Source organism: Brevundimonas pondensis (assembly GCF_017487345.1).
GTDB lineage: Bacteria > Pseudomonadota > Alphaproteobacteria > Caulobacterales > Caulobacteraceae > Brevundimonas > Brevundimonas pondensis.
In genome coordinates this window covers 311,877-330,194 of sequence record NZ_CP062006.1, presented here as the reverse complement: position 1 = coordinate 330,194, position 18,318 = coordinate 311,877, and the positions used below count along the sequence as shown (strand labels likewise).

At 67.6% G+C, this 18,318-nt stretch carries 27 protein-coding genes; 13 read left to right on the top strand and 14 right to left on the bottom strand.

Annotation, left to right across the window (positions count from 1 at the left end; genetic code table 11):
• Positions 1-334: 334 nt before the first annotated feature.
• From IFE19_RS01870 to IFE19_RS01810, 13 genes are all read right to left on the bottom strand, one after another.
• Entirely contained in the window at positions 335-1,174 is an 840-nt protein-coding gene (locus IFE19_RS01870) for a hypothetical protein (protein ID WP_207825203.1), read from the bottom strand.
• Positions 1,167-2,156: a helix-turn-helix domain-containing protein gene (locus IFE19_RS01865; RefSeq protein WP_207825202.1), complete on the bottom strand. Its 990-nt coding sequence runs from the start codon at positions 2,154-2,156 to the stop codon at positions 1,167-1,169. Before IFE19_RS01865 ends, IFE19_RS01870 begins: the two co-directional genes overlap by 8 nt.
• Before the next feature lie 61 nt (positions 2,157-2,217).
• Positions 2,218-2,451 (bottom strand): hypothetical protein, encoded by a 234-nt coding sequence (locus tag IFE19_RS01860; RefSeq protein WP_207825201.1) that lies wholly within the window; start codon positions 2,449-2,451, stop codon positions 2,218-2,220.
• Positions 2,448-2,942, bottom strand: coding sequence for a hypothetical protein (locus tag IFE19_RS01855; protein ID WP_207825200.1), 495 nt, complete (start codon positions 2,940-2,942; stop codon positions 2,448-2,450). The genes IFE19_RS01860 and IFE19_RS01855 overlap by 4 nt, the downstream gene beginning before the upstream one ends.
• Positions 2,939-4,042, bottom strand: coding sequence for a DNA-methyltransferase (locus IFE19_RS01850; protein WP_225910529.1), 1,104 nt, complete (start codon positions 4,040-4,042; stop codon positions 2,939-2,941). Before IFE19_RS01850 ends, IFE19_RS01855 begins: the two co-directional genes overlap by 4 nt.
• Positions 4,042-4,371 carry a hypothetical protein gene (locus tag IFE19_RS01845; protein ID WP_207825197.1) on the bottom strand — a complete coding sequence of 110 codons (330 nt, stop codon included), beginning with the start codon at positions 4,369-4,371 and terminating at the stop codon, positions 4,042-4,044. Before IFE19_RS01845 ends, IFE19_RS01850 begins: the two co-directional genes overlap by 1 nt.
• Positions 4,368-4,709 carry a hypothetical protein gene (locus IFE19_RS01840; protein ID WP_207825196.1) on the bottom strand — a complete coding sequence of 114 codons (342 nt, stop codon included), beginning with the start codon at positions 4,707-4,709 and terminating at the stop codon, positions 4,368-4,370. The genes IFE19_RS01845 and IFE19_RS01840 overlap by 4 nt, the downstream gene beginning before the upstream one ends.
• Complete coding sequence (locus IFE19_RS01835) at positions 4,706-5,314, bottom strand: hypothetical protein (protein ID WP_207825194.1); 609 nt, start codon at positions 5,312-5,314, stop codon at positions 4,706-4,708. Before IFE19_RS01835 ends, IFE19_RS01840 begins: the two co-directional genes overlap by 4 nt.
• The gene (locus IFE19_RS01830) at positions 5,311-5,718 is read right to left on the bottom strand and encodes a hypothetical protein (protein WP_207825192.1); all 408 of its coding nucleotides are present in this window, start codon (positions 5,716-5,718) and stop codon (positions 5,311-5,313) included. Before IFE19_RS01830 ends, IFE19_RS01835 begins: the two co-directional genes overlap by 4 nt.
• Positions 5,715-6,206, bottom strand: coding sequence for a hypothetical protein (locus tag IFE19_RS01825; RefSeq protein ID WP_207825190.1), 492 nt, complete (start codon positions 6,204-6,206; stop codon positions 5,715-5,717). The genes IFE19_RS01830 and IFE19_RS01825 overlap by 4 nt, the downstream gene beginning before the upstream one ends.
• A complete protein-coding gene (locus tag IFE19_RS01820) occupies positions 6,203-6,652 on the bottom strand; it encodes a hypothetical protein (RefSeq protein ID WP_207825188.1) in 450 nt (149 codons plus the stop codon). The genes IFE19_RS01825 and IFE19_RS01820 overlap by 4 nt, the downstream gene beginning before the upstream one ends.
• Positions 6,649-6,873: a DUF6525 family protein gene (locus tag IFE19_RS01815; RefSeq protein ID WP_207825186.1), complete on the bottom strand. Its 225-nt coding sequence runs from the start codon at positions 6,871-6,873 to the stop codon at positions 6,649-6,651. The genes IFE19_RS01820 and IFE19_RS01815 overlap by 4 nt, the downstream gene beginning before the upstream one ends.
• Complete coding sequence (locus tag IFE19_RS01810; protein ID WP_207825183.1) at positions 6,870-7,193, bottom strand: hypothetical protein; 324 nt, start codon at positions 7,191-7,193, stop codon at positions 6,870-6,872. The genes IFE19_RS01815 and IFE19_RS01810 overlap by 4 nt, the downstream gene beginning before the upstream one ends.
• Positions 7,194-7,280: 87 nt before the next feature.
• On the opposite strand from IFE19_RS01810, the gene IFE19_RS01805 reads away from it, so the two are divergent.
• The 13 genes from IFE19_RS01805 (at position 7,281) to IFE19_RS01745 (ending at position 16,762) form a co-directional block, all read left to right on the top strand.
• Entirely contained in the window at positions 7,281-7,967 is a 687-nt protein-coding gene (locus IFE19_RS01805; protein WP_207825181.1) for a S24 family peptidase, read from the top strand.
• A gap of 164 nt (positions 7,968-8,131) precedes the next feature.
• Positions 8,132-8,419 carry a hypothetical protein gene (locus IFE19_RS01800; protein WP_207825180.1) on the top strand — a complete coding sequence of 96 codons (288 nt, stop codon included), beginning with the start codon at positions 8,132-8,134 and terminating at the stop codon, positions 8,417-8,419.
• A 76-nt stretch (positions 8,420-8,495) separates the two neighbouring features.
• Positions 8,496-10,433 carry a ParB N-terminal domain-containing protein gene (locus IFE19_RS01795; protein ID WP_207825178.1) on the top strand — a complete coding sequence of 646 codons (1,938 nt, stop codon included), beginning with the start codon at positions 8,496-8,498 and terminating at the stop codon, positions 10,431-10,433.
• The gene (locus IFE19_RS01790) at positions 10,433-10,849 is read left to right on the top strand and encodes a hypothetical protein (protein WP_207825176.1); all 417 of its coding nucleotides are present in this window, start codon (positions 10,433-10,435) and stop codon (positions 10,847-10,849) included. Before IFE19_RS01795 ends, IFE19_RS01790 begins: the two co-directional genes overlap by 1 nt.
• Positions 10,850-10,866: 17 nt before the next feature.
• Complete coding sequence (locus tag IFE19_RS01785; RefSeq protein WP_225910349.1) at positions 10,867-11,271, top strand: TetR/AcrR family transcriptional regulator; 405 nt, start codon at positions 10,867-10,869, stop codon at positions 11,269-11,271.
• 7 nt (positions 11,272-11,278) lie between these two features.
• Positions 11,279-12,343 (top strand): DUF5131 family protein, encoded by a 1,065-nt coding sequence (locus IFE19_RS01780; protein WP_207825173.1) that lies wholly within the window; start codon positions 11,279-11,281, stop codon positions 12,341-12,343.
• Positions 12,340-12,846: a hypothetical protein gene (locus IFE19_RS01775; RefSeq protein WP_207825171.1), complete on the top strand. Its 507-nt coding sequence runs from the start codon at positions 12,340-12,342 to the stop codon at positions 12,844-12,846. Before IFE19_RS01780 ends, IFE19_RS01775 begins: the two co-directional genes overlap by 4 nt.
• Positions 12,843-13,400, top strand: a complete 558-nt coding sequence (locus tag IFE19_RS01770) for a hypothetical protein (RefSeq protein WP_207825169.1) — start codon at positions 12,843-12,845, stop codon at positions 13,398-13,400. Before IFE19_RS01775 ends, IFE19_RS01770 begins: the two co-directional genes overlap by 4 nt.
• A complete protein-coding gene (locus IFE19_RS01765; protein ID WP_207825167.1) occupies positions 13,397-13,666 on the top strand; it encodes a hypothetical protein in 270 nt (89 codons plus the stop codon). Before IFE19_RS01770 ends, IFE19_RS01765 begins: the two co-directional genes overlap by 4 nt.
• Positions 13,663-14,364, top strand: a complete 702-nt coding sequence (locus IFE19_RS01760; protein ID WP_207825163.1) for a DUF7168 domain-containing protein — start codon at positions 13,663-13,665, stop codon at positions 14,362-14,364. The genes IFE19_RS01765 and IFE19_RS01760 overlap by 4 nt, the downstream gene beginning before the upstream one ends.
• A 77-nt stretch (positions 14,365-14,441) precedes the next feature.
• Positions 14,442-14,858: a hypothetical protein gene (locus tag IFE19_RS01755; RefSeq protein ID WP_207825161.1), complete on the top strand. Its 417-nt coding sequence runs from the start codon at positions 14,442-14,444 to the stop codon at positions 14,856-14,858.
• A gap of 222 nt (positions 14,859-15,080) precedes the next feature.
• On the top strand, positions 15,081-16,313 hold the full coding sequence (locus tag IFE19_RS01750) for a tyrosine-type recombinase/integrase (RefSeq protein ID WP_207825159.1): 1,233 nt from the start codon (positions 15,081-15,083) through the stop codon (positions 16,311-16,313).
• A complete protein-coding gene (locus IFE19_RS01745) occupies positions 16,310-16,762 on the top strand; it encodes a hypothetical protein (protein ID WP_207825157.1) in 453 nt (150 codons plus the stop codon). Before IFE19_RS01750 ends, IFE19_RS01745 begins: the two co-directional genes overlap by 4 nt.
• A gap of 226 nt (positions 16,763-16,988) precedes the next feature.
• Here the strand turns inward: IFE19_RS01745 and IFE19_RS01740 are convergent, their stop codons facing one another.
• A complete protein-coding gene (locus tag IFE19_RS01740; RefSeq protein WP_207825155.1) occupies positions 16,989-18,308 on the bottom strand; it encodes an alpha/beta hydrolase in 1,320 nt (439 codons plus the stop codon).
• Positions 18,309-18,318: the final 10 nt, after the last annotated feature.

Here is an 18,318-nt window from a genome sequence, read left to right as displayed (position 1 = left end):
CAGTAAGAACGGTCCCAGAAAAGCGTCTGATCGCCCCGGTGAGGATAGAGGTGGTCAGTCAACGTGGCGGCCGTCGTATCATCGACCAGTTCGCAGTATCGACAGAGAGGATGGGAACGGATGTAGCCAGCTGATGCCTTGTCCCACCGCGCCGAGTAGCCCCGCGCCCTAGCCGAACCCCGCCGCTTGTCCGCCTCGCGGTTAGAGCTGGCGCGGCTCAGATTACCCGCCGGCCTAAACGTGGGAGGCATGATGGGCATGAGCGCTCCAGACATGCAAAACCCGCCGCGACAAGGTCGGGCGGGCTGCAAGGCGCATTTCTGAACTTGCTGACTCACATGCTCTTAGCCGCCCTGATTCGCAAGACCCTTTTCAACTGCTCATCCGTCGTTCTCAACAAAGGCCCAGCCACCTGCAGCGCTTTGGCCAGGCGCTTGATGTTGCCGGCGCGTACATCGCCGCCACCGCCAAGCGACCAGATCGTCACACCACGCCCCGCGACCGCATCCAGCAGCGCCATGGCGCGCTCCTCGCCGACAGCCGTTTTGACCAGTCGCAGTCTCAGGGCCGCATAGCCGCGATCCAGCGCCGACCACACCGCACCGTCGCTGTTCATGCGCGGCGCGCCGGCACGTTCGTTCAGGCTGGACCCGACCGACGCCTGCGCCTTGGCCACGGTCTGGCGATAGAGCATCCCGTCTGCCAGCGCCTGGTCGTCCAACGCGCCCGACTTCCACATGCTCTCCAATCCGTCGATCCTCTTGGCGCGTGTGGCGGTCTCGACCTTCAGCACCGGTTCGCCCTGGTGGCGCATCACCGCCCCATAAGTGTCGCGGACAAAGCTGGCGGTCTCGACCACCTCCAGCGTCACGTCCGCCTCAGCGCCGCCCAGAGCGATGACGCTGTCCACAATCCCGGCCTCAACCGCCGCCGCCTCGCGCGCGCTGGCCAGCTGGCCTTCGACCCGCCGTACCATGGACGCCGCCTGCCGCCGCTCTTCGATCGAGCCCTGCGCCAGAACCGCCGCCCGCTCCAGCGCCTCGGCTTGCGCCCGGTTCAGCGCCTGTCCGTTGACGATGATCTGATCGGGCTCGACCACAGCCCGAGGCCGCGCGCTCACGTCGCCCGCTGCTTGCGCCAACATCTTCGCCGCCGCGCTCACTGCCTCAGCCATGACGCACGCTCCGTTGTCCGCCAACCTCGACCGTCACTCGCAGAGCCCGCAACGCCTGCCCCGCACCCTCACGCAGCCGTTGGGCCGCAAACGAGGTGAAGGCCAACACCACGCGACGCTCGCCGTCCCACTGCGCCTGCCCGAGGTAGCTTGGCACCGCCGCCGCGCCCATGGCGCCGACAACGGCGACGGCCACGTCCTGAGGCCCGTCCCAGACCGACGACGCCGTCGCCGCCGGGGCTTCACCAGCCAGCGACAGCCAAGGTTCGTAACGCCCCTCGTCCAGCCAGCGGTCGAGGTTCATCGCCTTGCCGCGTCCGAAGTCTGGGTCGCGCGCCACCGCCGCCAGGACTGCGCCCAGCAGCTGGTCGTCGCTGACACCCGATCTCTCGATCACGGTCAGCCAAGCCCGCTCGACGTGACGCGGAGCGACGCGCTCCGGGGCCTTGTCGCCCCATGCCTCGCAGGCCGCCTTGCACGCACGCGCGCCCGCGAAGGGTTTTAACCCTTGAGTATTTTCCTTCCCTATTTGGGTGACACCCGTGTCACCCGTAGGGGTGACAGACGCGACATCTTGGGGTGACACCTGCGTCACCCCGACGCCCGCCCTTGGGGTGACACCAGCGTCACCCCAAGCCTTGCTCTGGGCGTTCTCCCGCTCAGCCTTGATCCGGCGCATGGTGTTCGCATGCCCCGTGTCCAGAGGCAGCTGATAGATCGGGAAGACCCGCTTCTCGAATACCTTGGTCCGGCCGGTGTCCTTGATCAGGCCCAGCGCCTTCAGCTTCGCCAGCCCGCGCTGAACCGAGCGCTCCGACACGTCCATTTCGAGCGCCAGCACGCCGACAGCGGCCCAGCCTTCGCCTGCCGCGTCCACATAGGAGGCCAGATGCACCAGCGTCTGCTTGGCGTTCCGGTCCCGCACGCCCTTGGCGTCCACACATTCCTGCGCCTTGGCCCAGGTCACGGCGATGTCGCTCATGGCCGTCCTCCACGCCGTCTTCTCAGCCCCGCCAGCATCGGCGTCGCCCCCAACTCAAAACTCACATCCAGCCCCTGTCCCGGGCCATCCAGACCGGCATGGTCCACACGTTCTCGTCTCGACCTTCGCCCCGCCGGCACCGGCTCTTAGGCGCCCACTTCGCCACCCGCCGATCGATCCCGGGGGCCAGCAGCCACGCGTCCGCCGACTGGTCGTGCAGCGTCATCGCCAGCGAGATCTCGCCGTCCTTCGGCGGCGCGGCGGCGGGCGCATGTCCGAACAGGTCGCCCGTCATGCCCGCATCCCCGCGTCGGTCGCCCGAACAATCCGGCACCCGGACAGGTGCTCGATCTCCTGCGCCGTCGCCGCCGCGCGCTCCTCGATCAGGCCGCGCCGTTTCAGGACGTTCAGGGCCGCGCGGTTGTGGGGCGTGTCGCGAACGGCGCCCCAGGACAGATCGCCCAGGCTGGGGTCGGTGCGCCCGGCCTCGTACCCCGCCCGATAGCCGCTCAGCATGCGCATCAACCGATCCGCTCCGCCCGCCAGATCGCGGGCCTTGATGACGCCTGCCTCGATCAGGGCGCGAGCCCCGGCCGCCGTCACCGACACCTCGGCGCCGCCGAACCTGTCGGGCCTCAGGGCCATAAAGCCCCGCCGCGCCAGATCGCGCGCCAGCGGCAGCCACGGATGACGCGCCCCCGCGTCCCAGCGATTGGGCTCCAGCATCTCGCACAGCACCCGCTTCAACAGGTCCGCCTCTTCCGGCGGCAAGGCGACCCGGCTCATGCAGCCGCCCTCGCCATGCGTCGCTCTATGTCGGCGCAATACCGGGCTTCCCGCTCGATCAGCAGGGCGCGCTGGCCCTCCATGACCGCGGCCTCACCGGTCGTTCCAGATCCTGCGAACGGGTCCAGGATTACAGCGCCAGGAGGCGCGATCATCCGACACAGCCAGCGCATCAGTCTGACCGGCTTCACCGTGGGATGCTTGGACCCTGCTCGCTCCGCAGGTGATGCCTTGGCGGCATAGAAGAACCGGGCCGCCGACCCGCCATCGTCGTGCATGGCCGCCGGACCACGACCCGCGAACTCGCCGAACACATGGTTGGTCAGACGGGAGGGCTCGCCGCCCCGAACCGCAGCCCTTGCCCCAGCTGCGCCCGGAAAGGCCATAACCACTTCATCCGACCCATCGTGGATCAGGTTCGCCGGCCACCGACGACGCGCGTCCCCGCCACGCGGGCCGGGCTTCATGGCGTAATTGGTGCCGCCTCGATCTGAATAGCTGCGACCGGCCGAGGCTTCGCCGTTCCGGCCGCGCCCACCGCCCTGGCTAGCGATCCTACACCCGTTGATATTCAGCGCACCGACGCCCCAACGCCGCAGGTTCTCATCGACCGTCCCATCCAGCGGCTTGCGCGCCAGAACGATCGGTTCATGCGCGGGCTTCAGGGCCGTGCCCCACCCGTCCCAAGCGCCGCGCTGATTGTGCGACTTCGGAAACCCGCTGCCATAGACCCACGCCAGCTGATCTCGGATTTCGAACCCAGCGTCCTCAATGGCGCAGACCAAGCGGTGATAGGTCCGCGTCCCGCCGAACGCGACGACATGCGCCCCGGGCTTCAAAACGCGCCAGACCTCGGCCCAGAAGGCCGGATCAAACGCCGTTTCACCCGTGTCCCAGGCCTGCCCCATGAATCCGGCCGAGGCCCGTGCATAGGCGCCGGTCTGCCCGGCGCGGGCCGGCGCAGCCTTCTCCGATCCGAACCGCCGAACGATGCTGGCCAGAGCATAAGGCGGGTCCGACACGCAGCCGTCGATCGAGCAGGCGGCGAACTGGCGGAGCACCTCACGACTGTCGCCGCAGAACAGCTGGACCCCGTGCATCAGCAAGGCCCGCCGAAATCCGCCAACGCCGCCTCGGCTGAGGGCCAGGTGCGATAGGCCAGACGCTCGAACGCGCCCTCGGCATGTTCCGCCCGACGAAAGCCATAGGCGTCCGGCCGGCAACTGACCCGGTCGGCCGCCAGCACCCGGCCGTTGATCAGGCGCACGCCCATCGCCACGCCGTCGTCATCAACGGCCGCCACCGGCCATGCGCACCACAGGCCGAATGTGTCGTTGAAACAAGTCACCAGCAGGTCGCCGGGCGCAAGGCCGTCCCGCCCGGCCACGCGGGGCGCCGGGGTGGGGAACTTCAGAATGTCCGCGCTCACGACTCGGCCTCGGCGTGAACTCGAAATGCGGCCTTGATGGCGCTGATGTCAGATGAGCAAAGCCCCGGAAGCTCAGCACGCCCCTTAGGGGTCAATAGCTTGCTGGAAGCGATGAAGTAGTGCTGTCCCAAATCGAACAGGCGGGAGATCGCGATGCACTTGCCATCAACATCGAGGCAGGTTGCCACCGCGCCTTCGTCGTCCACCCCTCCGACAGTCAGCACCCCGAAATCACCGCTGAGCCTCAATCGTCCCACGATCAAGTCGCCTGGCACAGCAGGAACAGGCCTAAGCTCGCCCGCTTTGGCGGCTGGGAACTTCAGAATGTCCGCGCTCATGCCGCCCTCTGGAACCCTGAGCCCGTCAGGGCCTGTTGCAACGCCTCGGCGTCGACGTCGAACAGGTCCGCCAGATAGGCGACCTTGACCCCGCGCCGCACATAGGCGGCCGCCCAACGTCGGATATCCCCCGTGACCGCCTTCATCGCGGCCGCCGGCCGAACGGGCGACGGGACCGCCGCGCGAACCGGGTTTGTCACCAGTCGCACGTCCGGTTTCATGGGGCGCGGCGCGGGGCCGGACGGCTCGGGCGGCTCGGGTTCCAGGTCGATGACCTCGCCCCGGTCCGGCATGTCGCCGCCGTTCATGGCCTCGGCCACGCTCAACAGATGCTCGGCCGTGATCCCTCGCTTGACGCCGGATGACGGCGTCAGGTCCGCGCTCACCACCCGGAACACCACAGCCAGCCGCCCGGGGCTCAGCCCCAGCCGGGATCGCGCGCCCATGGCCGCCATGACCCGCGCGCCATAGGGACCGGTCACCGATCCGCGCTGCCCGGCCCGGGCCGTGCCCTTGTCAAACACCCGGTTCGGATCAACGCCCGTAATCCGACACGCCGCGACCAGGGCCCGGGCCGCCTGTTCCGCCGTAATCATCGTCGTCACCCCCACACCTCCGGGCGCCCGGCATGGGCGCGTTGAAACTCATCCACCGCCAACTGAGTCAGCCGCTGATCCAGAAAGGCCGCCGAGCCGCTGACCATGGCCGTCATCTCGGCCCGCATCGGCTCGGCGGTTTCGCGCCGCGCAAAAGCCTTGGTGATGCGGATGAAGGCCTCGGCCACATCGGCCGTCGCCACCCCGGCCTCGCGAACGAACATCGCGGGACTCGCCGCATTGATCCGGTTGGCCAGATGGGCTCGCCGCACCACGGCGTCGCTGCTGACGTCGCCCTGTCGCGTATCCTCGGCGCACTTCGTCGCCAGGGTCAGCAGATCCCGCCATTCGGCCCGTGACCGCACCCCCGGCGCGGGGGCGCGCCGGCCGCGCTTGTCGCGCCACCCCGTCATGCCGCCACATCCAGGTCAGGTTTCAGGCCCGCCATCTCGCTCAGCCGCGCCAGCCCCTTGACGGTCAAGCCCGTGCCGCGACCGGCGCCCTGGAACTCGACCCCCATGGCCTGGGCCGCGCGACGGGCGGCCTGGACGCGCCGGACCCGGTCTGCATCGCTGTCGCCGCCCCCGCTGACGGAGATCGTCATCAGCCCAAGCGTCAGCTGCGCCGCCGTCATCCGCCCGCCGTTGGCGCGCCACAGTCGCGCGATGATCCGCGCGCTGGGCTGGTCCATGCCCGCCGCGATCAGGGCTGACCGCACGCGCCCCGCCGCCGTCGCCCCATCCATGGGCGGCGGCGCGACCGGATCGACCGCCAGCCCGCCATACAGCCGCTTCAGATCGACCTCCGACGCCCCGGTCATCCGGGCGATCGCCGCCCAGCCTAGGTTCCGCCCCCGCAGTCGCGCCACATGGTCAGCGCCGACATCTGACGCCCGCGTCATGCCTCACCCCGCTTGGTCAGCGGCAGCAAGCAGGCCTCGACATCGTCCAGATGCGACTTCGCCGTCTGGACGATACCCAGCAGGAAGGCGGCCTCTTGAGGATCGATGTCGCCGTCGGCCAGGGCCTCGCGGATATGGCGCTGCAACTCGGCGCCGGTCTCCGTGACCTCGCTGGCCTCGTCGCGCAGTTCGCCCGCCGTTCCTGTGCTGGGCCGCGAATCCGCCATGGCCCGCGACACCAGCGGCTTGCCGCAATAGGCCTCCAGGCACAGCACGATATCGATCGGCATCATGTCCGGCGCCCTTGCGTTCTGGCACCGCGACAGCTGCTTGACCGAATAGGCCCGGCACTCGGCCGCACAGGCCGCCTCAGCCTCGGCAAGCCCCCCGCAGGCCGTGATCAACAGGCGCGTGCGCAGCTTCAACCAGTTACGTCGGGCGCTCATGCCGCCAACTCCGGGAAATGTTCATCAAGGGCGCGCAGGATGGCCGCCTGACGCTCCGGCCCGCGCGGGGCCGGTTCGGCGTTCCAGAACCGGCGCAGGGGGATGGCCGCCACCTCGACCGGCGCCGCCCGCAGCCGCGCCCGCACGGCCGGCGGCAGGTCGTCATAGGCCGCCAGATCGGCCGCACCGGTGGCGGGATAGACCTTCAGGCGCGACCTCATGACGCCGCCCTCTCGGACGACGAACCGGGTTTGTCCGTTCGCGAGACGTTCCGCTCGGGATTCTCGGCGCCATCGACGATGGCGGGCGCCATGTTGCGGGCCTTTCCGGAGAACGCCCCGTGGGTAGCAGCCCCTTTTTCAAGCGCAGCGAGATCGACCTCAGCCTTTGCCAGCCGCCGAACACCAATGTCGGTCGCGCCAGCGTCGAGGTTCTCAATCTTGAAGGTGTCGTTGAACAGCCGCTTGGACAGCCAGACTCGCGACTGGCCATGCGCCTCACAGAAGGCGTCGCAGCGTGCGATGAAGTCCGGAATAAGCATGATTGCTTGAGTAGGGGGAAACTTCCCCCATCGTCAAGGGGAACTTCCCTCTCGGGGCTTTTCCCCCCGACAGGCACAATCAAAACCATGTCTTCGATCAACCGCGACCGCCTGCGCGAGCTTATAAGCGAACGGAAAACCTCGGCTCGGGCGGTCTCGCGCGAGCTTGGCGGAAACGACACGCTTCTTCGCGATATCCTCTCAGGGAAGAGCCGCAACGCTCGCGGGGACACACTCCCCAAGATCGCCGCTTACTTCGACGTCGATGTTTCGGAGCTGCTAATCGAGGACGGCGACGCCTCTCGACCTCGACCCTCGACGCCATCGATGACGGCCCTGCCGCTTCTCGGAAAGGTGCAGGCCGGCGCCTGGCTGGAACTGGACGACACCAGCCAGGAAGAACCACAATTGCTTTCGGCGGCGCTTGATCGTCGCTACCCCCAGGCAAGGCAATGGCTTCGCGAGGTCGATGGCGATTCAATGAATGCGCGAAACATCTTCCCCGGAGACCTCGCGCATATTGTTGAGATCGTAGGATCGGGTGTGAACCTCAACTCCGGGATGATCGTCGAAGTGACGCGCTATCGGGCCGGCGGCGCCCTGCGTGAAATCACCTTAAAAGAGGTCGAAGTGTCCGATCATGGTCAGGTCACGCTGTGGCCCCGATCATCAAACCCGAAGTGGCAAGAACCTGTTCGCCTTACCGAAGGCGACGACCAGGAAGTACAGGTCGAGATTACCGGGCTCCTGCTGGCGAAGATCACGCGCTTCTAGCGCAACAAGGGGAAATATCCCCCACATAGGTTGACAGGGGGAAACTTCCCCCATTAGGTTCCGTTCGTCCGCACCGGTCGAGCGTCCCATTGACCATCCCCTAGCCTGCGCCGCCGGTCCCCATCCGGCGCCGGTGCGGACACCCTCATTCGCGGAGCGTGTCCATGCCTTCACCTGCCGAACAGTTCCCCATCGTCGCGGCCCGCAGCTATGCCGGCGGGGCGATCGACTGCCTGTCCCTGGCTGACGCCTTCGAGTGCGCCGATCCCCGCCGCGCCGACCGGATGCTGGAAGAAGCCCTCGCCGGTCTGGACGCCGCCCGCGACCAGATCCGCGCCGCCCAGGCCCGGCGCCGCGCCACGCGCCGCCCCCTGTTCAGCCCCGCCGCCAACGCCGCCGCACTGGCGGGCGCGATCCTGCCCTGGCTGACCCTCGGCGGACTGCCGTCGTGAACGGAATTCAGGCCTTCGTCCTGATCCTCGGCCTCCTCGTCATCTCCTTCATCCCCCTTCGCCGGAAGCGCTGACCATGACCGCATCCCTGAATCTGCTCGCCGTCCAGAACGCCGCCGTCCTGCGCGCCCTGAATGAACGCCCCGAAGGGGGTTGGGCCAGCAACGCCGCCCTGGCCAACCACCTGAAGCGCGACGCCTCCAACCTGTCCAAGACGCTGAACAAGCTGGAAGACGAAGGCCTCGCCGCCTTCAATCCGCTGACATACGGCCTGACCCCGGCCGGCGTCGCGCAACTGGCCATGATCGACCGCGCCGAGGGCGGCGTTGGCGACGAACCCGGTTTGTCAGGGGCAGGGCAGGACCACGCCGAAGGCGGCGTCATCTTCCTGACCCACGTCCAGATCTTTCCCGACCACGCCAACGCCCGCCGCGACTGGGACAGCGACGAGGCCAAGGACGAGCTGGGCGCCCTGCGTCAGGACATCCTGCAGAACGGCCTGCTGCAAAACCTGGTGGTGCGCGCCGACGACTTCGGCGGCGTGATCAAGGTCGAAACGGACGAGGGAACACCCGTCCCGACCTATGTCCTGGTCGGCGGTGAGCGCCGTTGGCGCGCGATTGGCGAAGCCATCACCGACGGCGACTGGGAAGTCGACACCCCCATCCCCTGCCGCCTGCTGGATACCGACGACCTCGGCCACCGCCTGGCTGCACTGGCGGAGAACCTGCAGCGCCGCAACCTGAACCCGATCGAGAAGGCCAACGCCTTCGAAGGCCTGGCCAAAGCGGGCCTGTCGAACAAGGAGATTGCGGACCGCATCTCCGCGACCGCCGAGCATATCCAGCAGCATCGCCGCTTCCTCCAGTTGGACGACACCGACCAGCAGCGCATGACCCTGTCCAGGGACGACCCGCGCCACCTTTCGGTGCGCGAGGCCCGTCAGAAGCTGGCGAAGAAGGACGACGGTCCGCCCGCCATCGAACTGGAACCGCTGGCCCGCCTCGCCTGGATCGAGCTGACGCACGCCGCCCTTCACAAGGGCGAGTACCCGAACCTGTGGAACAAGGTCCCGGTCGCGGTCGGCGCGGCCGATACCGTCGAGGGCCAACGCCTTGCCGAAATCGGCGCTGTCGACTTCACATCTGATCGAGAGCGTCACGGCGCCTTGATCGGGCGCTTCGCCGCCAAGCGCGGCTACGACGCCAACAAGATCGTCCTGACCCAACCCATCCACTCCGCATCCGACGAAGTCGAAGAACACCTGCGCGCTGAACAGGTCGCCGCCCTGGGCGACGCCGCCCCCGTCTGGGCCGGCGACAAGCCCTGCTACGCCACTCCCTGGCTCGCAGACATCGGCGAGATGGACGCAGAGGGTCAGGCGATCATCGACGCGCACGCCGCCGAGCGCGCCGAAACCGACAGGCTCTACGCCGAACGTCAACGCCAGTCCGAGGCCCGCGCCCGCCTCTGGGCCGACGCCCGGGCCCGCCATGTCCGCCTGCTGGAAGCCGCTCAGACCGCCCCGACGGCTGGCGAACCGGCCGAGGTCATCGCCATCGCAACCGACATCGACCGACCCTTCCCGTGGTCCGCCCTTCCCAACGGCTTCATCGTCGCCGCCAACGGCACGACAGTGAAACAGCCCGCCTATTACGGCGCGCCATCGGACCAGGAACTGGCGATCAACCAGATGATCGTCGTCGCCGCAAACACCGCCGCCGGCCTCGCCACGCCGGTCGTCGCGGCCCCCGCCGAGGAAGACAGCTGCGACCTGGACGAAGAAGCCTTCGTCGCCGCCATCGCGGACGCCCTTCGCATCGACGCCGCGCTTGAGCAGTCCGGGGCGGATGAAACCGCCAACCGATTGATGGCCGAGTACCTGGAGGACAACGGCATCGCCTTCGGCGACGAGGGCTTCGGCTGGGATCGCGACGCCGCCCAGCTCATCGCCGAGGCGCACCTCAACCCCGAAGGCGACCTCGACGCCGACGAAGACGAGGTCGCCGCCTGATGGCCCGCCCCTTCATCGACGCCGCCCTGCTGGGCGCCCACGGCCATAGCGCCGCTCCCGTCACCCGCCTCCGGAAAGGACCCGCCATGTCGCTCGACATCCGCTTCGCCCTGCTGCCCGGCCTGAACACCCGCGAGCAGATCAGGGGCTTCACCGACCTCAACGCCCTCGCACGCCACATCCAGCGCGAGCGCGGCCTTCAGGGCCTCGACCTGACCGAGGTTGAGGACATGGAGATCGCCAACCGGCCCGAGGCGACCAAGGGCGTCGAGGTCTGGACCCTGAACGACGGGAACGACCGCGACCGCTTCCTCGGCTTCGCCTTCCTCGACAACCACGGCCTGGAAGCCCTGCAGATCGCCCTGCGCCGCAACCGCCTGGTCGTCGAACACGCCGCCACCGCCGAGGCCGCGTAATGGACGCGCAGTGCTTCATGACCCCGGCCATGACCCAGGCGCCGACCCCGGCTGAACCGGCCGAGCCCATCCGCCTGAACCGCCGTCAGCACGCCAAGGCCGTCACCCGTCAAAAGGTGCTGGACGCCGCTGAAAACCTGTTCGGGACGGTGGGCTACAAGGCCGCCACCATCCGGGGCATCGCCAAGGACGCCGGCATGTCCACCGGCGCCGTCTTCGCCAACTTCGAAGACAAGGACGCCCTCTATCTGGCCATCCACGGCCACCCGGCCCTGACGCCGGAACAGGGCCTGCACCTCGCCGCCGCCCTGCGCCGCGCTGTGGAGTTCCTTGAAGCTTCGAGGAGGACCCCTTTCAGGTCGGCCTACCCGACCTGCTGGCCGACTGCCGTGAAATCCTGCCGCCGCCCGCGCCCGAGGTGATTTCCTGATGGCTGATAACACCCACATCGAATGGACCGACGCGACGTGGAACGTCGTGACCGGCTGCGCCATCGTCTCGCCCGGCTGCACCAACTGCTACGCCATGAAGCTGGCCGGGACGCGCCTGCGCGATCACCCGTCGCGCAAGGACCTGACGATCGACAGCAAGGCCGGCCCCGTCTGGAACGGACAGGTGCGGTTCAACGCCGATTGGCTGACCCAGCCCCTGCGCTGGACCAAGCCCCGCAAAATCTTCGTCTGCGCCCATGGCGACCTGTTCCACGAGGGCGTCACCGACGACCAACTGGACCAGATCTTCGCCGTCATGGCGCTCTCGCCGCAGCACATTTATCAGGTGCTGACCAAGCGGCCCGAGCGGATGCGCGACTATCTGTCGGCCTTCACGCCCGAACGCCTCAGCCAGGCATTGCGCGCCTTCGTCCATGCCGGCGAGAAGGCGACGCAAGAGGACCGCTTCATCCCACTTCCCCTGCCGAACGTCTGGATGGGGGTTAGCGCAGAAGATCAGACCCGGGCCAACGAACGGATTCCTGTCTTGCTGGAGACGCCCGCCGCCGTCCGCTGGATCTCGGCCGAACCGCTTCTCGGCCCTATCGACCTGACGACATTCGACGATCAGGAGCCGCACCACAAGATCGACGCCCTGCGCGGAAAGTGGACGGCCTATTTCGCCGGCACCGCTAAGGAGTGGGGCAGCGGCCCCACCGATGCCCGCCTCGACTGGGTCGTCGTCGGCGGCGAGAGCGGCGCCGGATCGCGCCCCATGCACCCGGACTGGGCGCGCGATCTCCGCGACCAATGCGCCGACGCCGGCGTCGCCTTCCTGTTCAAGCAGTGGGGCGAGTGGACCCCGGGGGAGAACGCTCAGAACACCCTCGGCCGCACCGTCGAGACGGCCGACTGGTTCAACGACGCCTGGGACTACCAGACCCTGACCCCGGCCTCGGCCGAGGGCATGCACATCGACGACGAGCCCACCCTCTATCGCGCCGGCAAGCGCGCCGCTGGCCGCCTGCTCGACGGCCAGCTGCACGACGGGTATCCGGCATGAGCAACTTCCGCTTCCAGGAATACACCACCAGCGGCGCCTTCAACCTGTCGCTGTCGCGCACCCAGGTCGCGGCCCTGCATCGCATCGCGACGGGCGGCGACCATTACGCCTGCACGGCCACGGCAGCTCTTGAGCGCAAAGGGCTGATCGAGGCGCTGGCGGCGCCCGAGGACTACAGCCCCGACCGGCAGGAGTATCGCGCCACCGCCGCAGGCCTGCTTTGCGTGTCCTTGCTGGCCGAGGCAGGCCTGACCCAGGGGCCGCGCGACGCCATGGCTCAGGAGATCGCCTCCCTGCAGGCCGAGGTCGAGGACCGCCGCGCCGAAGCCCACACAGCCCGTACCGCCGCCCGGTCAGCGCTGGCCCGCCTCGACCAGGCCGAACTGGACCTGACGAACGAACGCGCCCGCCAGGCCGGCGGCAAGCTCCGCGTCCACCTGACCCGCCGCGACCCGACCCCTGACGTCAGTCGCGATGCTCTCAACCAGATGGTGAAGCCATGACCAACGCCAACAAACCCGGTTCGTCCACCGCCGCGCAGATGCGCCGCTTCGCCGCCCTGGAGGACATCCTGATCGCCTTCTCCGACGGCATTGATGGCGACCGCCTGCAAGCGGGCCTCATGTGGGCCAAGACCGGCAACACCAACTGGCAGCGCAAGGACCTGATCAACCTCTTCGCGTCGCCCTGGTGCGCGGCGGCAGAGGAAGCCGGATGGCAGGGCGACGCCATCGCCGAAGGCGAAAAGGATCTGGACGAGGTCACGGCCGCCGCCCTTGCCGACAATCCGGTCGACGCCTTCCTCGACGACGTCCGCGCCGAGCTGATCCGCGCCCGGGCCAAGTTCCCAGGCGACCGCATCATGACCATCGCCCTCGCCGAAGAGTTCGGCGAACTGGCCAAGGCCGTGCTGGACGAACCCGCCGCCAATGTCCGCAAGGAAGCCGTCCAGACCGCCGTCATGGCCGCCCGCATCGTCCTCGATGGCGACGGGTCGGTAAACGAATGGCGCGCCGCCAAGGGGCTGGACCCGCTGACGTCGGGAGATGAAGCTTGAAGACCGTATTCGAACCGTCCGATCTGGTCGGCGATAGGCACCCCTTCATTCTCGGCCGAATCGTGCGTCGCGGCCCGAAGGACGAGCACTGGATCGTCAGCTACGACCCAAGCAAGGACACTGACGAGAAGTATCACGTCACCAGCGTCCGCGACGGCATGATGATGTGGATTGGCTCCAGCGCTGAATCTCTGTGCCAGAAACTGAACGAAGGCGGCTTCGAGATCGTCGGCACGTTCACGCGGGTCGAGGACATTCTGAAATGACCCAGGGAACCGACCGCGAAAAGGCCGCTGCCCGCATCCGCGCCCTGCGTGCCAAGACGGTCGAGAACGGCTGCACTGAGGCCGAGGCGCTGGCGGCGGCCGAGAAGCTGGCCCAGCTGCTGGAAGACTACAACATGACCATGGACGAGGCCGACCTGCGCGCCTCGCCCTTCGCCGAGCAGACGCACGTCGGCGCCGGCAGCGTCGGCCTGAAGCTGTGGAAGGTCGCGGTCGCTATCGCCCGCCTGACGAACACGGAGCAGTGGCGCGAGCGCGAGGACGTCAACCGCCTAACCTTCCTCGGCCTCTCGCACGAGGTCGAAATCGCTACCTATCTCCTCGCGCTGTGCGAGCGGGCCATGAACACGGAGGCCGCGCGCCACATGCACGGCACGGCGCGCTGGACCTACGGTCGACGCGTCGGCCGCCTGATGCCCTTCCTCGACGGCATGGCCGACCGCCTGCAGCGCCGCATCCTCAGCATGATCCCACCGCGTCCGGCCGGGACCGGCCTGATCGTTCTGCACAAGGCCTTGGTAACCGAGGAACTGGCGCGCCGGGGCCATGAACTGGAAGACGGCGGCCGCCCCCGCCGCCCGATCGACGGCGCCAGCTATCGCGCCGGCCAGGCCGCCGCCGAGCGCGTCGCCCTCAACCCCGGCCTGCGCCGTGAACAGCCGCAGGGCGCCCTGCGATGACCCATCTACCCTCAACCCACGGATACGTCCCGGGCGGGCGCTGGGAGCGCATCCTGCGCCTGATGCGCAACCGCCCCATGACCCGCGCCGAGATCTTCGACGCCCTTCGCACCGACCAGACGGTCCTGCGCATCGAGCGCCGCAAGATTCACTTCGCCCTGTCCGAGATGATGCGCCGCGACCTGATCGCCTGGACGCCGTTCGGTTTCGTCGCCACCGCTCAGGGCGTTCGCGAACTGGAACGCGGCGAAACCAACCTCCTAAGCGCAAGCAGCAACGACACGGCCTTCAGCGCCAGCCCAAACCACACATCCAGATTGTTCAGCAGTTCAGCTTCCATGATCGATTCTCCTGTGACGTCACGGGAGCTTCCGACCGATTTCGGGACCGCAACGCGGTCTCCTAAAGAACCTCACGACCTGTCGGCGTCGACCATCGTTTGTTGTCCCGCCCGCACCGCACAACAAGAAGGGTTGCGCCATGGCGGGTCGTGATCCCCTCCTCCGCGTCCGCCTACGCCCCTCGCCGGACGACTGGGCGGCAGATGATGACATGACCTTGGCTGAGGCCGTCGCCGTGTTCTGGCCCAATGGGCCGCTGACCATTTCCTCCCTGCGCGCCGAGATCCGAAAGGGCCGCCTGTTGACGGCCGAGGTCGCCGGCCGCCTTTATGTCACCCCCGCCCGAATCCGGGCGTTGTTCGAGCCCCGCCCCGTATGCCCCGCCCCTCCAAAGGTCCCCGGCTCTTTCTCCGAAAAGCCCGCCCCGACAAGCGGCAGGCATCCGTCTGGGTTATCCGAGACGGATCGAAGGAAGTTGGCACTGGCTGCGGCCCAGGCGAAGTTGCAGAGGCTGGGCTCAAACTCGCCGAATACATCCAGGCCAAGTGGACGCCAGCCCCGTCAGGCCCCAATGGCGCAGCTGATCCCGCTGACGTCCTCCTTGCGGACGTCCTAGCCCTCTATGCGGAGGGCCGGGCGGCCAAGGCGCCGGACCCGAAAGCCGTCCGCGCCCGCCTGTCCGCCCTGCTGGAGTTCTGGGGCGAAAGCACAGTTGCCGACATCCGACGCTCGACCTGCGAAGCCTATGTCGCCCATCGCATCCTTCAGCCCATCAAAATGGCCAAGGACCCTGCGACCGCCCGACGCGTAACAGATCAAGGCGCCCGCCGCGAACTGGAAGACCTCTCGGCCGCCATCGGATACTGGCACGACGAACACCCGCTGACACGCCGCCCCAAGGTGGTCCTGCCGGCCAAAGCGGAAAGCACCCGCGACGCGCTCGACCGCAGTCAGGCCGCCCGCCTGTTGCTCGCCGCCATGGGCTGGCGCCTGAACCCCAAGACCGGCAAGTGGAAGCGCCTGCAGAAGTCCAGCCGCCTCAACCGGGCGCACCTGCGGCGGTTCGCCCTGATCGGCTTCTATACCGGCACCCGTCCCGGCGTGATCCCCAAGCTGCTCTGGGAGGAATCCCTCACCCAGGCTTGGGTCGATCTGGACGAAGGCATCATCTATCGGCGCGGCAAGGCTGAGCGCGACCATCGCACCAAGCGCCGCCCTCTTGTCGTCATCCCCAACCGCCTGCTAGCCCACTTGCGTCGCTGGCGTGAGATGGACCGCGCCGCCTCGATCGCCCTACGCGAAGACCACCTGAAGGCCGGCGGCGATCCGCTGCAAATCCCACAGCTGGTCAGTGTCCTGCATCACGGCGGCCGCCCCCTGGCGGGCCGCATCCGCACCGGCTTTGAGGGCATGGTGCGCGACGCCGGCCTGCCCGAGGAGATCACCCCTCACTGGATGCGCCACACCTGCGCGACCTGGTTGATGGAGCGCGACGCCAAGCCCTGGGAAGCGGCCAGCTTCACCGGAATGACCACCAAGACCCTTGAGGACTGCTACGGCCACCACCGGCCCAGCAACCGCGCCCGGGCCCGGAAGGCGCTAGGGTGAACACACATGCGCGCCTCGAACGCGCCGCCCGCGCCATAAACACCGCCGTCGACGCCGGCATTCCCGCCGCCTTCCAGATCATCGAATGGGCGATCGTCGTCAGCGCCCTGCGCTGGGCGGCCACCAAGACGAACAGCGCGCCGTTGATCTGGCTCTCTTGGGCCGCCTTCATCCTGCTGGTCATGCACGTCGTCCGCCAACTCTATCGGTCCAGACTTTGGTCCATGCCGACCTTCAACAGCTACGGCCAGCCCGTCCGACTGGTCGCCGCATGGATCGCCGGCATCGTCAGTGCAGGCTTTCTTGCCTACTCCATGGGGGCGCTTGTCTGGACGCTTGCTGACGCCCTGACCATTCTCACCGACGACCAGGCAGGGGCGACGATCGCGCCCCCCAGTTACCCCCCAGAAACACCAGAAAAGACCGTGAACATAGCTGGGGGGCAATGAACGCGAAAAGCCCGCAACATAAGGGTTTCGCGCGGAATGCCGTTCGTTGACATCGTAGGGGTCACAGGTTCAATCCCTGTCGCGTCCACCATTCTTTTCAATCACTTAGTTGATTGACAAGCCAAGCGCCCTCCAGTCCCTCCCCAGAAACGATCAGAAGCCGGGACATCTGCTGCCTCAGATCGACTGCGCATGCAGCCTCGGGCAGCGGCGGTGCTCCCATGTGTCACCGGACATCGGGAACAAACCCTTCATCAAACAGACAGGGCTGGTTGTAACGTGACCGGGCGCGTTCGCAGAGATGGTTCACAGAGCGAGCGTCTGGTTTACGGCCCTGCTCGATCCATTCCATCAGAGCGTCAAAGACGGCCACATATTCGGGCGCGCTCAGCGCACTGTGCTCGGCCTCATTGGTGAAGGTCTGGACCAGGAGGTCCGAACGGCCCGCCGTCGCCACGCGATCCCGATAGACGGCCTGGTTGGAGACAAAGGCCACAGGATCGTATTTTCCGTGAATGGCTATGGTCGGCGCCACGATCAGGCCAGACAGGTCGGCGTCATAGGCAAGGCGCGCCACCGCCATGGGATCAGCGGCGAAACGCTGCACGTCGGCGTTGAGCGCCGCATCATCGTGTGAGCCGGCATAGACAGCGTCAGCGTTCGAGAACGGATTGAGCCCGTCCAGGCGACGATGCACCAGATCCTGAAACAGGAAGGTGGCCCAGGCCAGGTGGCCCACCAACTGATCCTCCTCAATACCCACGACGCCGAGGATGTCGGCCAGTCGCCGCTTCTGGTCCCGGGAACGGGCGGCTTCGGGCAAGCCGACGCCGGTGCAGGCCTTCACCCGATCGGCCAACTGGGCGCGGGTCATGCGCACGCCCTCGGGCAGACCCTGCCATAGCGGATACTGAATCTCGTCGGACGCGGGATGGTTCTGACAGTAGTATTGATAGACGGCGCGCAGGTCGGCGCGGAACCTGTACGCTTCGGTCCCGCCCGCCAGAACGCCGCTGGTCAGGACAACACCGTCCCAGACCACCCTTCCCTCTGCATCTCGCGCATAGAGTTCGGCGGCCTTGGCCGCGACGTTTCCGCCCCAGGACTGACCGTGAAGGATGGTGCGGCGCGGCCGTCCGAAGGCGTCCCAGAATATCTGACGCAGATCGTCTGTGTCCTCGGCGGCCATGCGCACGCCGTAACCGCCGCGGCGATAGGTCGAGCCCGCCCAGGCAAAGCCCTCCTTCACCGTCATGGAGAAGCGTTCCAGATCCTCCAGCGGGTCGTCGGCCTCGGGCGCGCCGGTACGCGGTCCTCCGTGGGCATGGACGACCAGAGCGCCGTTCCAGTTCTGCGGCACGGCGATCCAGTAGTAACCGCCCTTGGCCGCCTGCCCCGACCAGCAGTGCGCCTGCTGCGGAAGGAAATCAGGACAGACGGCCGAGGCGGGCGCCGACGGGGATGAAACCGTCGGCGCATCCTGCGCGGCGGCGAAAGCTGCGCCGCAAAGGGTCAAAGCGAGGCTGCTCGCTGCGAGCCTGAACATGCGCATTCCT

Coding starts and splice junctions, on each gene's coding strand:
- IFE19_RS01810 (WP_207825183.1), bottom strand. CDS start 7,193: ATGCTTATTCCGGACTTCATCGCACGCTGCGACGCCTTCTGTGAGGCG.
- IFE19_RS01785 (WP_225910349.1), top strand. CDS start 10,867: ATGACCCCGGCCATGACCCAGGCGCCGACCCCGGCTGAACCGGCCGAG.
- IFE19_RS01815 (WP_207825186.1), bottom strand. CDS start 6,873: ATGAGGTCGCGCCTGAAGGTCTATCCCGCCACCGGTGCGGCCGATCTG.
- IFE19_RS01770 (WP_207825169.1), top strand. CDS start 12,843: ATGACCAACGCCAACAAACCCGGTTCGTCCACCGCCGCGCAGATGCGC.
- IFE19_RS01800 (WP_207825180.1), top strand. CDS start 8,132: ATGCCTTCACCTGCCGAACAGTTCCCCATCGTCGCGGCCCGCAGCTAT.
- IFE19_RS01865 (WP_207825202.1), bottom strand. CDS start 2,156: ATGAGCGACATCGCCGTGACCTGGGCCAAGGCGCAGGAATGTGTGGAC.
- IFE19_RS01805 (WP_207825181.1), top strand. CDS start 7,281: ATGTCTTCGATCAACCGCGACCGCCTGCGCGAGCTTATAAGCGAACGG.
- IFE19_RS01790 (WP_207825176.1), top strand. CDS start 10,433: ATGGCCCGCCCCTTCATCGACGCCGCCCTGCTGGGCGCCCACGGCCAT.
- IFE19_RS01795 (WP_207825178.1), top strand. CDS start 8,496: ATGACCGCATCCCTGAATCTGCTCGCCGTCCAGAACGCCGCCGTCCTG.
- IFE19_RS01860 (WP_207825201.1), bottom strand. CDS start 2,451: ATGACGGGCGACCTGTTCGGACATGCGCCCGCCGCCGCGCCGCCGAAG.
- IFE19_RS01870 (WP_207825203.1), bottom strand. CDS start 1,174: ATGGCTGAGGCAGTGAGCGCGGCGGCGAAGATGTTGGCGCAAGCAGCG.
- IFE19_RS01850 (WP_225910529.1), bottom strand. CDS start 4,042: ATGCACGGGGTCCAGCTGTTCTGCGGCGACAGTCGTGAGGTGCTCCGC.
- IFE19_RS01760 (WP_207825163.1), top strand. CDS start 13,663: ATGACCCAGGGAACCGACCGCGAAAAGGCCGCTGCCCGCATCCGCGCC.
- IFE19_RS01775 (WP_207825171.1), top strand. CDS start 12,340: ATGAGCAACTTCCGCTTCCAGGAATACACCACCAGCGGCGCCTTCAAC.
- IFE19_RS01840 (WP_207825196.1), bottom strand. CDS start 4,709: ATGAGCGCGGACATTCTGAAGTTCCCAGCCGCCAAAGCGGGCGAGCTT.
- IFE19_RS01825 (WP_207825190.1), bottom strand. CDS start 6,206: ATGACGCGGGCGTCAGATGTCGGCGCTGACCATGTGGCGCGACTGCGG.
- IFE19_RS01820 (WP_207825188.1), bottom strand. CDS start 6,652: ATGAGCGCCCGACGTAACTGGTTGAAGCTGCGCACGCGCCTGTTGATC.
- IFE19_RS01740 (WP_207825155.1), bottom strand. CDS start 18,308: ATGTTCAGGCTCGCAGCGAGCAGCCTCGCTTTGACCCTTTGCGGCGCA.
- IFE19_RS01780 (WP_207825173.1), top strand. CDS start 11,279: ATGGCTGATAACACCCACATCGAATGGACCGACGCGACGTGGAACGTC.
- IFE19_RS01755 (WP_207825161.1), top strand. CDS start 14,442: ATGACCCGCGCCGAGATCTTCGACGCCCTTCGCACCGACCAGACGGTC.
- IFE19_RS01750 (WP_207825159.1), top strand. CDS start 15,081: ATGCCCCGCCCCTCCAAAGGTCCCCGGCTCTTTCTCCGAAAAGCCCGC.
- IFE19_RS01855 (WP_207825200.1), bottom strand. CDS start 2,942: ATGAGCCGGGTCGCCTTGCCGCCGGAAGAGGCGGACCTGTTGAAGCGG.
- IFE19_RS01830 (WP_207825192.1), bottom strand. CDS start 5,718: ATGACGGGGTGGCGCGACAAGCGCGGCCGGCGCGCCCCCGCGCCGGGG.